The sequence below is a fragment of the Amycolatopsis sp. NPDC114503 genome (assembly GCF_055633655.1).
The window spans coordinates 637,107-649,275 of the sequence record NZ_JBVKDT010000002.1 but is presented as its reverse complement, the minus strand read 5'-3'; the positions used below and the strand labels follow the sequence as shown (position 1 = coordinate 649,275).

Annotated in this window: 14 protein-coding genes; 9 read left to right on the top strand and 5 right to left on the bottom strand. The window is 71.0% G+C overall.

What is annotated here, in order from left to right; all coding sequences use genetic code 11:
- Positions 1 to 66: 66 nt before the first annotated feature.
- On the top strand, positions 67 to 627 hold the full coding sequence (locus ACZ7OI_RS10745) for a hemerythrin domain-containing protein (protein ID WP_470263946.1): 561 nt from the start codon (positions 67 to 69) through the stop codon (positions 625 to 627).
- Positions 628 to 916: 289 nt separating this feature from the next.
- Positions 917 to 2,125 (top strand): glycosyltransferase, encoded by a 1,209-nt coding sequence (locus ACZ7OI_RS10740; RefSeq protein ID WP_470263945.1) that lies wholly within the window; start codon positions 917 to 919, stop codon positions 2,123 to 2,125.
- A 128-nt stretch (positions 2,126 to 2,253) separates the two neighbouring features.
- On the opposite strand, the gene ACZ7OI_RS10735 is transcribed toward ACZ7OI_RS10740, so the two are convergent.
- Both ACZ7OI_RS10735 and ACZ7OI_RS10730 read right to left on the bottom strand, forming a co-directional pair.
- Complete coding sequence (locus ACZ7OI_RS10735) at positions 2,254 to 2,622, bottom strand: hypothetical protein (RefSeq protein ID WP_470263944.1); 369 nt, start codon at positions 2,620 to 2,622, stop codon at positions 2,254 to 2,256.
- A gap of 65 nt (positions 2,623 to 2,687) precedes the next feature.
- A complete protein-coding gene (locus tag ACZ7OI_RS10730) occupies positions 2,688 to 3,044 on the bottom strand; it encodes a hypothetical protein (protein ID WP_470263943.1) in 357 nt (118 codons plus the stop codon).
- 73 nt (positions 3,045 to 3,117) lie between these two features.
- On the opposite strand from ACZ7OI_RS10730, the gene ACZ7OI_RS10725 reads away from it, so the two are divergent.
- Complete coding sequence (locus tag ACZ7OI_RS10725) at positions 3,118 to 3,504, top strand: DUF2267 domain-containing protein (RefSeq protein ID WP_470263942.1); 387 nt, start codon at positions 3,118 to 3,120, stop codon at positions 3,502 to 3,504.
- Position 3,505: 1 nt separating this feature from the next.
- On the opposite strand, the gene ACZ7OI_RS10720 is transcribed toward ACZ7OI_RS10725, so the two are convergent.
- Entirely contained in the window at positions 3,506 to 3,886 is a 381-nt protein-coding gene (locus ACZ7OI_RS10720; RefSeq protein WP_470263941.1) for an ArsR/SmtB family transcription factor, read from the bottom strand.
- Between the two features lie 254 nt (positions 3,887 to 4,140).
- On the opposite strand from ACZ7OI_RS10720, the gene ACZ7OI_RS10715 reads away from it, so the two are divergent.
- From ACZ7OI_RS10715 to ACZ7OI_RS10695, 5 genes are all read left to right on the top strand, one after another.
- On the top strand, positions 4,141 to 5,148 hold the full coding sequence (locus ACZ7OI_RS10715) for a cation diffusion facilitator family transporter (protein ID WP_470263940.1): 1,008 nt from the start codon (positions 4,141 to 4,143) through the stop codon (positions 5,146 to 5,148).
- A 105-nt stretch (positions 5,149 to 5,253) separates the two neighbouring features.
- Positions 5,254 to 6,162, top strand: a complete 909-nt coding sequence (locus ACZ7OI_RS10710; RefSeq protein WP_470263939.1) for an ABC transporter ATP-binding protein — start codon at positions 5,254 to 5,256, stop codon at positions 6,160 to 6,162.
- 10 nt (positions 6,163 to 6,172) lie between these two features.
- Positions 6,173 to 6,907, top strand: a complete 735-nt coding sequence (locus ACZ7OI_RS10705) for an ABC transporter permease (RefSeq protein WP_470263938.1) — start codon at positions 6,173 to 6,175, stop codon at positions 6,905 to 6,907.
- Between the two features lie 3 nt (positions 6,908 to 6,910).
- Positions 6,911 to 8,182: a sensor histidine kinase gene (locus ACZ7OI_RS10700; protein ID WP_470263937.1), complete on the top strand. Its 1,272-nt coding sequence runs from the start codon at positions 6,911 to 6,913 to the stop codon at positions 8,180 to 8,182.
- Positions 8,179 to 8,802 (top strand): response regulator, encoded by a 624-nt coding sequence (locus ACZ7OI_RS10695; protein ID WP_470263936.1) that lies wholly within the window; start codon positions 8,179 to 8,181, stop codon positions 8,800 to 8,802. Before ACZ7OI_RS10700 ends, ACZ7OI_RS10695 begins: the two co-directional genes overlap by 4 nt.
- On the opposite strand, the gene ACZ7OI_RS10690 is transcribed toward ACZ7OI_RS10695, so the two are convergent.
- Both ACZ7OI_RS10690 and ACZ7OI_RS10685 read right to left on the bottom strand, forming a co-directional pair.
- The gene (locus ACZ7OI_RS10690) at positions 8,781 to 9,278 is read right to left on the bottom strand and encodes a GNAT family N-acetyltransferase (RefSeq protein WP_470263935.1); all 498 of its coding nucleotides are present in this window, start codon (positions 9,276 to 9,278) and stop codon (positions 8,781 to 8,783) included. The genes ACZ7OI_RS10695 and ACZ7OI_RS10690 overlap by 22 nt on opposite strands.
- Before the next feature lie 56 nt (positions 9,279 to 9,334).
- The gene (locus ACZ7OI_RS10685; RefSeq protein WP_470263934.1) at positions 9,335 to 10,945 is read right to left on the bottom strand and encodes an amidohydrolase; all 1,611 of its coding nucleotides are present in this window, start codon (positions 10,943 to 10,945) and stop codon (positions 9,335 to 9,337) included.
- A 250-nt stretch (positions 10,946 to 11,195) separates the two neighbouring features.
- Here ACZ7OI_RS10685 and ACZ7OI_RS10680 point away from each other — a divergent pair, with 250 nt between their 5' ends.
- Positions 11,196 to 12,104 (top strand): hypothetical protein, encoded by a 909-nt coding sequence (locus ACZ7OI_RS10680; RefSeq protein ID WP_470263933.1) that lies wholly within the window; start codon positions 11,196 to 11,198, stop codon positions 12,102 to 12,104.
- Positions 12,105 to 12,169: the final 65 nt, after the last annotated feature.

Genomic DNA, 12,169 nt, shown 5'->3' with positions numbered 1-12,169 from the left:
CGCCTCCGGTGATTGCCCTGCGGCACAACGGGTAACCGGGGGTTTCCCGACACCCGAGGAGGCAGCATGGCCGCATCCACCCGAACCGACCTCGTCACCGTGATCACCGACGACCACCGCGACGTGGAACTCGTCTTCGCCGAACTCGAGAGCGAACCCGCGGCGGGCAACCGGAAAGACGTGGTCGACCACGTGATCGCCGAGCTGGTCCGGCATTCGGTCGCCGAAGAGCAGTTGATGTACCCGGCCGCGCGCAAGTACCTCGACGACGGCGACGAGATCGCCGACCACGAGATCGAGGAGCACGCCGAGGCCGAGAAGATCATGAAGCAGCTGGAGCGCAAGAACCCCGGCGAGCCGGAGTTCGAGGAGCTGCTCGGCAAGCTCGTCGCCGACGTCCGCCACCACATCAAGGAGGAGGAGACCGACCTGCTGCCGCGGCTGCGGGAAGCCTGTTCCGCCGAAGAACTCGTCCGGCTCGGCGAGCGGGTGCTGGCGGCGAAGAAGATCGCGCCGACCAGGCCGCATCCCGCCGCGCCGAGCACCCCGCCCGCCAATCTGATCCTCGCGCCGGGCGCGGCGTTCGTCGACAAGATCCGCGACGCGCTGACCGGGCGGAAGAGTTGAGGGCGGCTGACGACGTGCTCGGTCTTGACGGGCAGCACGAGCGCATCCGGCGAAGACTCCCTTCCGCGGCTGGACGACGGATCCGCCTCGATCACGACCTGCTGGGACTCTCCGGCTGCCGCCGTGGTGCCGCTGCTGCCCGCGGTGCTCACCTGCGAGCGCAAGGGCCGGAGCAGGCTCGAACAGCGGAAGACGATCGCCGAACTGCCGCCGTTCGGGATGGGTTCCGGCGGACAGTGCGCGGTGCGTCCGCCGATATCGAAATCGTCCTTGCCGCGGAAGGAGTCCGATGAGGATCGCGATGGTGTCCGAACACGCCAGCCCGCTCGCCGCGCTGGAGGAGGACGCGGGCGCCCAGAACTTCCACGTGGCGGACCTTTCCGCGGCGCTGGTGCGCGGCGGGCACGACGTGACTGTCTACACGCGACGCGGCGACCCGGACGCGCCCGCCTCGGTGGAGACACCGGCGGGGTACCGCGTGGTCCATGTCCCGGCCGGCCCGGCGCGCCGGTTGCCGAAGAACGAGCTGGTGCCGCACCTGGGGGAATTCGGGAGCTGGCTGCGCGACCGGTGGACGGAGGAGCCGCCGGAGGTGGCGCACGCGCATTTCTGGATGTCCGGCGTGGCGACTGTGCTCGCCGCGCGGGAGACCGGGGTGCCGACGGTGCAGACTTTTCACGCGCTGGGAGTGGTGAAGCGGCGGCACCAAGGCGACGCGGACACGAGCCCGCCGGACCGGATGCGGCTGGAGCGGATGGTGGGCAGGCAGGTCGACCGGATCGTCGCCACCTGCTCGGACGAGGTGTCCGAACTGGCTCGGCAGGGAGTGCCCCGGCAGCGGATCTCGGTGGTGCCGGGCGGGGTCGACCTGGACCGGTTCGGGGCCGGCGGCCCGGTCGCTCCGCGGAGCGCGCCCCGGCGGGTGGTTTCGGTGGGAAGACTGGTGCCGCGCAACGGGTTCGACCTGGCTGTCGCCGCGTTGCCCCGGGTGCCGGAGACCGAGCTGGTGATCGCGGGCGGACCGGTTTCCGGGGCCCTGTCCAGCGATCCGGAGGCCCGGCGGCTGCGGCGGCTGGCGGACCGGCTCGGGGTGGCTGATCGCGTGCGGCTGGCGGGGCGGGTCAGCCGGGCCGAGATGCCGGCGCTGCTGCGTTCGGCGGATCTGGTGCTGTGCACGCCTTGGTACGAGCCGTTCGGGACTGTTCCGCTGGAGGCGATGGCGTGCGGGGTGCCGGTGGTGGCGGCCGCGGTCGGCGGGTTGACGGACACGGTGGTGGACGGGATCACCGGGCGCTTGGTTCCGCCGCGGGATCCGGCCCGGCTTTCGGCTCGGTTGCGGGCTTTGCTGGACGAGCCCGCCGAGCTGGAGGCGCTGGGGACGGCGGGCCAGGAGCGGGTCCGGGCGAGGTACTCGTGGGACCGGATCGCGGCGGAGACTGTGCGGGCGTACGAGAAGGCGATACCGGCGGGGGAGACCGGGCTGGCCGCGGTGCGGTGATTTCGGTGCGGGCGTCGGTGTCGGTGAGGCTTGCCGTGCCTGGACGGCATCGGAAAGCTTGCGCGCGAACGAAAACCCGCGCGGTGGCCGTCCCCAGGAGCACTTCTTTCCGTACGGCCCCGGGCGGTTCACTCCTCGCGCAGCGATTTCGCGACGGAACCGCCTGCTTCGTCCGCCTGCTCGCCGGGATCCGGATCCGCCCGGCGCCGCGGGAGATCCTCCGCCGGGGCGACGGCGCGGGCCGCCTCCTCCCAGGCGAGCGTTTCGTCGTCGGGCGGGTTCTGCGCCGGCTGGACGTCCGGCCGTTCCTCGGCGAGCCTGCGGCCGAGCGGTTCGCCTTCGCGCGCCTCGGCGGGCGTCGTGGCCTGCCGGACCGCCGGGCTCCAGCGTTCGGCGGGTTCGACGCCGTCCTCCAGCGGGTCGACCCGCAGTTCGTCCTCGTCGAGGGCCTCGGACGGATCGAGCGTTTCGGGCTCAGCCGGATCGAGGTCGGCCATCTTGCTCCCTTCTCCGTGCAATGCTTTCCTCGCCGGTTACCCGCATGGAACGCGGCAAAACGGGGTCAGGCGGCGGCGAGATCGCGGATGGCGGTCTGTGCCTTCTGGATTTCCTGCCCGACCAGCAGTGCGGTGAAGCGGGCGACCGAAATGCTGTGCGCGGCCGAGGCGACGGCGTCGAAGGCTTCCTGCGCGTCGGCCGCGCGATGCCGCACGCGCCCGGCGAGCAGGGCGTCCTCGAGCTGGCCGCACAGGTCGGGGAGTATTTCGGAGAGGTCGTCGGCGAGCAGGCTCAGCGAGCCGAGCGTCCGGTACAGCTCCGCGGGGGATTCGTAACCGCCGGCGCCGGCTTCGCGACGGAGCCGGCGCAGCGCGGCCTGCGCCTGTTCAGCCGATGCGGGAGAGGTCGCTGAATGGTCCATGCATCGCTGGTACCCGGTGGCGCCACGGCTAACCGGAACGGTTGCGGGCGGCTGCCGCGGGTATCCGGGAACGATGAACGAGATCGTCGAACTGATCCGCAGGCGGGCCTGCCTCGCGGAATCCCGTGACGCCGAACTGGCCGCGCACGCGGTGCTGCGGACGCTGTCCGAACGGATTTCGCCGGAAGCGGCGGCGAGCCTGGCCGCGCAGCTGCCGTCCGAGCTGGCGGAAGACCTGCGCCCGGGCGGCGGTCCCGCCGAGGAAGGCTTCGAGCTGGCGGACTTCGTGGGCCGCATCGCGGAGCGCGGGAATCTGACGGATCCGGAGGCCCTGCACCAGGCCGGTGTGGTGCTGGACGTGCTGTGCCGGGAGACGGTGCACGTCGCGGACGAAGTGTGGAACGTGCTGCCGGAACCGTTGCGGCAGCTGGTGGAGGAGGAGCGGCTGCGGGTCGCGTGACTCAGGCGTTGCGCATCCGGGGCCGGTGCGGCTGGGCGTGCCCGCCGGGCTCGCCCGGGATGTCGCGGTCCACGTGGTCGGCGTGGTGCAGCGCCTGGGCCAGCAGCCCGCGGACGTGCTCGTCCGCGGCGGAGTAGTACACGAACGTCCCCTCGCGACGGCCCTTGACCAGCCCCGCGAGCCGGAGCTTGGCCAGATGCTGGCTGACCGCCGTCGGCGCGGCTCCGGCCAGCTCGGCGAGGCAGGCCACCGACGATTCTCCCTGCAGGAGCGCCCAGAGCACCTTGATCCGCGTCGGGTCCGACAGCAGGCGGAAGCTTTCCGCGGCCAGGTGGACCTGCTCGTCGGAGGGCATGTCGAAGTCCGGCAGGGAGGAGTGCATGTCCCGATGCTACCGTCCCTTCTCGACTACCTGCGCATCTGCGCAGGTATGCTGGTAGCCGAGCGGCCCGTGCACGCGGTCGCGAGAGGCCTCGATGATTCCGGGAGTTGCTGATGGCAGAGCTGCGCCATGATCGTCCGCAGCCGGAGGACGGCCGCGGTCCCGCGCAGGAGCAGGCTTCCGGGCACGATCACGCGCCTGGCCACGGTCACGGACATGCACACAGTCACGATCACGCGCCTGTTCACGGCCACGTGTCTGGCCACGGTCACGACCAGGCACACGGTCACGGCCACGCGCACGAGAGCTGGCGGCACCGCGTCAAGCATTTCCTCACCCCGCACAGCCACGACAGCGCCGACCGCCTCGACACCGCCCTCGAAACCAGCCAGCGCGGCATCCGGGCGCTGACCTGGTCGTTCGCCGCCCTGTTCGGCACCGCCGTCATCCAGCTGGCCCTGGTGGCCGTCACCGGCTCGGTAGCCCTCCTGGGCGACACCATCCACAACTTCGCCGACGCCCTGACCGCCCTGCCCCTGGGCATCGCCTTCGCCCTCGGCCGCCGCGCGGCGACCCGCCGCTACACCTACGGCCTCGGCCGCGCCGAGGACCTGGCCGGAGTCGTCGTGGTGCTGATCATCGCCGGATCGGCCGCGCTGGCCGCCTACGAGGCGATCGACCGCCTGCTGCACCCGCACCCGGTCCAGCAGCTCTGGGTGCTCGCCGCGGCCGGAGTCGTCGGATTCGCCGGGAACGAACTTGTCGCCCGGTACCGGATCACCGTCGGCCGCGAAATCGGCTCCGCCGCCTTGGTCGCCGACGGCCTGCACGCCCGCACCGACGGCTTCACCTCGCTGGCGGTAGTGCTGGGCGCGGTCGGTGTCGCCCTCGGTTTCCCGGCTGCCGACCCGGCGATCGGACTGCTGATCACGGTCGCGATCCTGTTCGTTTTGCGCGACGCGGCCAAGGAAGTCTTCCGGCGGCTGATGGACGCCGTCGATCCGGCGACGGTCGAACTGGCCGAGCGGACAGCCGCGACGGTGCCCGGAGTGGAGGGCGTCCGGGAGGTCCGGATGCGCTGGATCGGCCACAGCCTGCGCGCCGAGCTTGCCGTCCAGGTCGCCAACGCGCTCACCGTCGAGCAAGCGCACGAACTGGCGCACAGCCTGGAACACCGGCTGATCGCCGCAGTGCCCAGGCTGACCGCGGCGGCGGTGCACGTCGAACCGGCCGTCGGCGCGGAGGCCGTCCACCTCGGCTGACCGCGGATCGACCGATCGGTTGATCCGCCGCTCCGCCCCGGACGGCCGGAAAGTCTGGCCGCACAGTCGATTCGCCGCGCCCGTGCTGCCCGGCACGGTTGAAGCATGGCAATCATCGAGGTGAACAACCTCGTCAAGCGGTACGGCGGGCAAGCCGTGGTGGACGGAGTCAGCTTCGCCGTCGAACCGGGCGAGATTTTCGGCATTCTCGGCCCGAACGGAGCAGGCAAGACCACGACAGTCGAGTGCGTCGAAGGGCTGCGCGGGCCGGACGGCGGGACGATCCAGGTCTGCGGCCTGGACCCCCAGCGCGACGACGGCGAACTGCGCCAAGTGCTCGGCGGGCAGCTCCAGGAAAGCGAACTGCCGGACAAGCTGAAAGTCGGCGAGGCACTCCAGCTGTACAGCTCGTTCTATCGCGACCCGGCGGATTGGCGCGAACTGGCCGAGATCCTCACTCTGAACGGCACACTCGGCACCCAGTTCCGCAGGCTGTCCGGGGGCCAGAAACAACGGCTGTCGATCGCGCTCGCGCTGCTCGGAAATCCGAAGGTCGCGGTGCTCGACGAGCTCACCACCGGACTCGACCCGCAGGCCCGCCGGGACGTCTGGAGCCTGGTCGAGCGCATCCGCGCGCGCGGCGTGACGGTCCTGCTGGTCACGCACTTCATGGAGGAAGCCGAGCGGCTGTGCGACCGGCTGGCGGTGATCGATGCCGGTCAGGTCGTCGCGGTCGACAGCCCGGCCGGGTTGGTGTCGCGTGTCGACGACCGGCAGCGGATCCGGTTTCGCGCGTCCGCGCCGCTGGACGACGCGGTGCTGACCGGCCTGCCGGAGGTCGCCGCCGTCGAGCGGGCGGGGAGCCAGATCGTCGTCAGCGGGACCGGGAACCTGCTGCTCGCGGTGACCGCCGCGCTCGCCGGCCGCCGGATCGCCGTCGCGGACCTGCGAGTGGACCAGACCACGCTGGACGACGCGTTCGTCGCGCTCACCGGCCGTTCCCTCGAATCCTGAGGAGGTCCCGTTGCCCGCCTTGTTCCGGCTCGCCGCCACCGAAACGAAACTGTTCTTCCGCGAGCCGATCGTCGTGTTCTTCGCGCTCGCGTTCTCGCCGATCCTGTTCGGCGTTCTCGGCCTGATCCCGGCTCTGCGCGAGCCCGGCCCGGACGGGGTCCGGATGATCAGCCGGTACCTGCCGATCGTGGTCGCGATGGGGGTTTCGCTGTTCTCGCTCAGCGGTTTGTCGCAGCTGTTCGCTTCGTACCGGGAGAAGGGCGTGCTGCGGCGGATGCGGCTCACGCCGGTGAAACCGACGGTCATGCTCGGCGCGCAACTGCTGATGGCAGTGGCGCTGTCGGCGGCCTCGACGCTGGTCATTCTCGCGATCGGACAGCTGGCGTTCGACGTCGGCCTGCCTCGGCAGCTTCCCGCGTACGTGCTCAGCTTTGCGCTGCTTGCCTTGGCGTTGTTCGCGATCGGCCTGCTCGTCGCGGCGCTCGCACCGTCGGCCAAGAGCGCCAGCGCGGCCGGTTCGCTGGTGTTCTTCCCGCTCGTGTTCTTCGCCGGGCTCTGGGTTCCGCGGGCGAGCATGAACCGGGTTCTGCTGACGATCAGCGACCTGACGCCGCTCGGCGCGGGCGTGCAAGCCTTGCAGGACACGGCTTCCGGGAATTGGCCGCAGCTGCTGCACGTCGGGGTCATGCTAGGGTGGCTCGTCGCGGCCGGGGGCTTGGCCGCACGATATTTCCGCTGGGAGTAACTGGTGGGCATCGAGGGGGACCTGCGCGAAGAGTTCGACCGCTGGGAACGGGCACAGACGGCGACCTTCACCGCGCTGCCCTATGTTCTTCTCGCGATCAGCGTGGCCATTACTTTGCTGCAGCTGCCCGCGGACCTTCCGGTGGTTCTCGGGCTTTCCGTCGCGGCCGTGTTTTTGCTGCTGTGGTTTCATTCGTTTCATCCGGAATGGCACGGGAATCGCTCGCTGGCGGCGGGCTATTACACCGGTCTGCTGGCGTTGGCGGCGGGTCTGGCGGCCCTCGCGCCGTGGTACTGCCTGTTCGCCTTCGTCGGCTACCCGCAGGCTTTCGAGTACCTGGCGGGACGCTGGCGTTACGCGGGCGCCGCCGCCACCGCGGTGGTCTCGGCGATGGCGTTCCTCGGCGGAATCTCCAAGATCGGCGCGGAGAATCTGTGGTGGGTGTGGCTGGGGGTCAGCGCGCTTTCGGTCGCGCTGGCGGGAGCGGTGTTCTATTTCGTGGAAATGGCTTACCGGCGAAACGATCTGCAGAAGCAGGCGCTGGCGGAAGTGCACGAGGTCAATCTCAAACTGGAGGCCGCGCTGGCCGAGAACGCCGGGCTGCACGCGCGATTGCTGGTCCAGGCTCGCCAGGCCGGAGTGCTGGACGAACGGCAGCGGATGGCGCGGGAAATCCACGACACCCTCGCTCAGGGGCTGGCCGGAATCCTGACCCAGCTCCAGGCCGCGGAACAGACCGCGGCCGAGCCGGCGGTCCTGGGCCGCCACCTGGCGACCGCGACGAACCTGGCCCGGGAAAGCCTGGTCGAAGCCCGCCGGACGGTCCAGTCCGTGGAGCCGTCGGTGCTCGCCGAAGCCCGGCTCCCGGAGGCGATCGGCGAGGTGACCAGGAACTGGTCGGCCGCCAACGACGTCGACGCCGTGCTCACCACCACCGGCGACGCGCGGCCGATGCACACCGACGTCGAGGTGGCCTTGCTGCGGACCGCGCAGGAGGCGCTTTCGAACGTCGCGAAGCACGCGCGGGCGAACCGAGTCGGCCTGACCCTGTCGTACATGCCGGACCTGGTGACCCTCGATGTCCGCGACGACGGCGTCGGTTTCGAGCCGCATGCCAAGCGCGCCAACGGTTCCGCGAACGGAGGCTTCGGACTGGCCGGGATGCGGCAGCGGGTGCAGCGCCTCGCGGGACGGCTGGACGTCGAATCGGAACCGGGCCGCGGGACGGCGATCTCGGCGACCGTGCCGGCCATTCCGGCCGGAGGCGAGCGGTGATCTCGCTGCTGATCGTCGACGACCATCCGGTGGTGCGCGACGGCCTGCGCGGCATGTTCGGCGCCGACCCGCGTTTCGTAGTGGTCGGCGAGGCCGCTGACGGAGAGGCGGCGATCACCGCTGGTGAGCAGCTCCGTCCGGACGTCATCCTGATGGACCTGCGGATGCCGGGGACGGACGGAGCGACGGCGATCAAGGAACTGGCGAAACGCGGTGTCCCCGCGCGAATCCTGGTGCTGACGACGTACGACACCGACAGTGACGTCCTCCCGGCCATCGAAGCGGGGGCCACCGGGTATCTGCTGAAGGAAGCTCCCCGGGAGGAGCTTTTCCGCGCCGTCGAGGCTGCTGCGCAAGGCCAGGCGGTGCTGTCTCCGACGGTCGCGACCCGGCTGATGGGACAGCTGCGCCAACCGGCGGCGGATCCGTTGTCGGAGCGTGAGGTCGAGGTCCTGCAACTGATCGCGAAGGGTGCGACGAACCGCCGGGCGGCGGAGCAGTTGTTCATCAGCCAGGCGACGGTGAAGACGCATTTGCTGCACGTCTACGCGAAACTCGGCGTGAACGACCGCGCGGCCGCGGTGGCTGCGGGGTTCGCTCAGGGGTATTTGACGCTGTAGGGCCGGATCGGGGCGTGGAGGGTGAGCTCGAACGGGGCGAAACCGCGGCCGCGATAGAAACTGAGGGCGGATTCGTTGGCCGCGAAAGCAGTGACGCTGACCTGATTTGCGCCGGATTCCCTGGCCCACGCGAAGAATTCGTCCGTCAAGGCTGTGCCGACGCCGGTTTCGCGATGCGCAGCGTCGACGCGCATGCTCTCCAGCACGCCGACCACCGCCCCCGGCCGGAGCGGGTCGGCGCGGCGGATTCGGCCGATCAAGTGGCCGATCGCCGAGCCTGCCGAGGAGAGAGCCAGTAGGCACAGGGAATCGTTGCGGCGCACCAGATCCGCGTAGTAGGCACGGCCTTCACGCCGTGGCCAGGTGAGGTCCAGGCACGGATCCCGCACCCCGCCGTCCTCGGCGAACAGCGACATTGCCGAGGCGACGAGTTGCGGCACTGATTCAGGCGTGGCACGGACGACGACAGCGTTCATCCCCACAACGGTAACGGCCGCGATTTATCTTGAAAATATCGAATTCCCTCGATAAATCACGCCGACCAAACCCGCTGCCCGCCGACCCACGTTTCCCGCACCTGAACCTGATCCAGCGCTTCCGGATCCGCCTCGAACGGGTCCTCCGCCAGCACCGCGAAATCAGCCAGAAACCCTGGCGCGAGTTGCCCCTTCGTCGCCTCCTCGCCGGAAGCGTAGGCCGATCCCGTCGTGTACACCCCCAGCGCGGCCTCGACGCTGATCCGCTGCGAAGGCCCGAACAACTCCCCGTCCGGCGCCCGGCGCGTCACGCAACTGCGCAGCGCGTAGAGCGGCGGGAACGGCCCGCACGGATGGTCGGACGAACCGGCCACGGCGACCCCGGCGTCGAGCATCGACCGGTGGGCGAACATCCGCTCCACGCGTTCCGCCCCGTAGTACTGGGTCAGCTTGTCCCCGTGCGCGGCGGCGTAGTTCGCGAACGGCACCGCGACCATGCCGTGGTCGCGCATGCGCTTCAGGATCTCGTCGTCGATGATGGAACAGTGTTCGATCCGGTGCCGCGGGTCGTGCCGCGGCTGGGCGGCCTGGGCCTGGTCGACGGCGTCCAGCACGCGGCGGATCGCGCGGTCGCCGTTGGCATGGACGCAGACTCGCCATCCGGCGTCGTGCACGTGGCGCACGGTGTCGGCCAGTTGGGCTGCGGAGACTCGCTCCAGGCCGTAGCTGTCGGTGCCTTCGATGGGCTGTTCGACCAGGCAAGTCCCGCCGTTGACGGCACCGTCGGCGAAGGTCTTGACGCCGCCTAGGCGCAGCCGGGTTTCCGGAGTGACCGGGGCGTCGGGGAGAGCGCGGAAGTAGTCGAAATGGTCGTAGGCGGCCAGGGCGTTCACCCGCAGCGTGAGCTGGTTTTGGTCGGCCAGGTGGCGCAGCGTCTGCCATTCGGTGCGGCCGACCAGTGCGTCGCCGACGGAGGTGATGCCCGCGGCGTGCAGGTCGGCGGCGTGCCGGGTGAAGGCGGCGGCCAGCACCTCGGTGGGCGGGTCCCGCACGATGGTCGGGCGCGGGGTGAAGGCGGGGAACGCCAGGTCGTAGAGGGCTTGGTCGTGGACGACGCCGTCGAGACGGCCGGCGGCGTCGCGGCCGAGGTGGCCGCCGGGCGGGGGCTCGCTGGCGTCGGTGAGACCGGAGAGGGCGAGGCCGGGGGAGTTGAGGACGCCGGCGTGCAGCGTCACGTGTACGACCAGCACGGGGTGGTCCGGGCAGGCCTCGTCCAGTTCGGCGCGGGTGAGTTCGCGGCCGCCGTTGCTGCGGAACGAGTCGTAGCCGCAGCCGATGATCCATTCGCCCGGCGGCGTCGCGGCGGCTCGCTCGCGCAGGGCGGCGGTGAGGTCGGCCGTCGAGCGGATCCGCGACGGCGACAGGTCGACCTGCAGGGTCTGCGCGGCGACGACGGTCGGGTGCTGGTGGGCGTCGTTGAAGCCGGGGATGACGGTGGCGTCGCCGAAATCGTGCACCTGCGCTGCGGGGAACGCGGCGCGCAGGTCGGCGACCGTGCCGTGCGCGACGACCCATTCGCCGCGGACCGCGAAGGCCGGAGGCTCGGAGCCGGCCATGGTCACGATGCGCCGGGCGGTGACGATCTGCACGGATTCCGGTGCGGACACGGGGGTTCCTCCAGGTTCGACGCAGGCTGGCCGCGCGGCGCTGTGTCCACAAAGGACGGTGTGGCTACGGTGCCGCGCTGCCGATTCTAGGGGCGGTGCGGGTGCGGGCGCATCGCCGAAGCGGGTTGCGGCAAACGGGTGATCTCGGTCCCACCCCGGTGCGCCGCGGAATGAGAAGCGGCCGCGCGGCGGTGTATACGCTGGAAGCACAGGGCACCCGGCCCGGCTCCCGCGGCGGCAGGAGGCTCCCATGTCCGGCATCGGTGCGGCGCGGGCCGCGCTCACCGCCGCGGCCGAGCCGTGGGAGATCCAGGTCGGCCGCGACCTCGCCGACCGGCTCGACACCAAACCGCCTTCCCGCTGGTCCCGGCCGGGCGCGGCGGCCGAGGACCTCGCGGACCTGGTCGGCCCGGGCGAGACGGTCCTGGCCCCGTCGGCGACCCGGCCGTCGAGCGAGGGCGTCGTGTGGACGCCGGAGCAGGCGCTGGGCGCGGGCGCGCGCGGGGTGGCGCTGTGGGTCGACGACCTGCCGTATCCGCGCATCGTCGGCGCGATCCCGTATCCGGAGCTGGTGGCGGTCGAGCACGCGATGGCGGGCAAGCACGCCTGCCTGGTGCTAACCGGTGTCCGGACGACACTGGTTTTCCGCTACCGCTCGTGGGCGTGGCCCGCGGTGGCCGACCTGGTGACGCACGTGCGGTCGCGCGCGCATCGGCCCGGCGCGGCGGAACCGGCGCACGCGGGCCCGCCTTCTCTCGGCTGGGACCGGCTTCCGGCGTCTCCCTTGGTGGCACTCGGGCATCCCCGGCATACGCGCTACCTCGGTGCGGAGCCGGAACTGCCGCGGCGATGGCTGTGGCAGCAATCCCGGCCCGCGGCGTTCGTCGTGTTGACGCGGCAGGAGCTGGTGGTGGTCCGGCATGTGCTGGGGCGGCGGCCGTTGACGCACGGCGTGCAGTTGCTGGCGGTGGCCCGGGATCGGATCACCGGGCTCGCTGCGCGGGGTGATCGGCTGCGCGTCGCTACGGCGGCGAGCGGGTACGAGGTGGACCTCGGCGCCGAGCTGGCGGAGGAGGCGCGGCTGCGGTTCGAGCCGATGCTGCGCGCGGACGGGCGGCGGCGAGTGGTGCGGAAGGCGTCGAGGGCACCGCAAGCCTGACTGTCGCTGGACCATGGACGAGCGAGCCTTTTCCCGGCGGGTTGTCACAAACCGGGCGGCTGTCC

Bases quoted from the DNA above. Each gene is read 5' to 3' on its own strand.
- ACZ7OI_RS10745 (WP_470263946.1), top strand. From the start codon at position 67: ATGGCCGCATCCACCCGAACCGACCTCGTCACCGTGATCACCGACGAC.
- ACZ7OI_RS10740 (WP_470263945.1), top strand. From the start codon at position 917: ATGAGGATCGCGATGGTGTCCGAACACGCCAGCCCGCTCGCCGCGCTG.
- ACZ7OI_RS10735 (WP_470263944.1), bottom strand. From the start codon at position 2,622: ATGGCCGACCTCGATCCGGCTGAGCCCGAAACGCTCGATCCGTCCGAG.
- ACZ7OI_RS10730 (WP_470263943.1), bottom strand. From the start codon at position 3,044: ATGGACCATTCAGCGACCTCTCCCGCATCGGCTGAACAGGCGCAGGCC.
- ACZ7OI_RS10725 (WP_470263942.1), top strand. From the start codon at position 3,118: ATGAACGAGATCGTCGAACTGATCCGCAGGCGGGCCTGCCTCGCGGAA.
- ACZ7OI_RS10720 (WP_470263941.1), bottom strand. From the start codon at position 3,886: ATGCACTCCTCCCTGCCGGACTTCGACATGCCCTCCGACGAGCAGGTC.
- ACZ7OI_RS10710 (WP_470263939.1), top strand. From the start codon at position 5,254: ATGGCAATCATCGAGGTGAACAACCTCGTCAAGCGGTACGGCGGGCAA.
- ACZ7OI_RS10690 (WP_470263935.1), bottom strand. From the start codon at position 9,278: ATGAACGCTGTCGTCGTCCGTGCCACGCCTGAATCAGTGCCGCAACTC.
- ACZ7OI_RS10680 (WP_470263933.1), top strand. From the start codon at position 11,196: ATGTCCGGCATCGGTGCGGCGCGGGCCGCGCTCACCGCCGCGGCCGAG.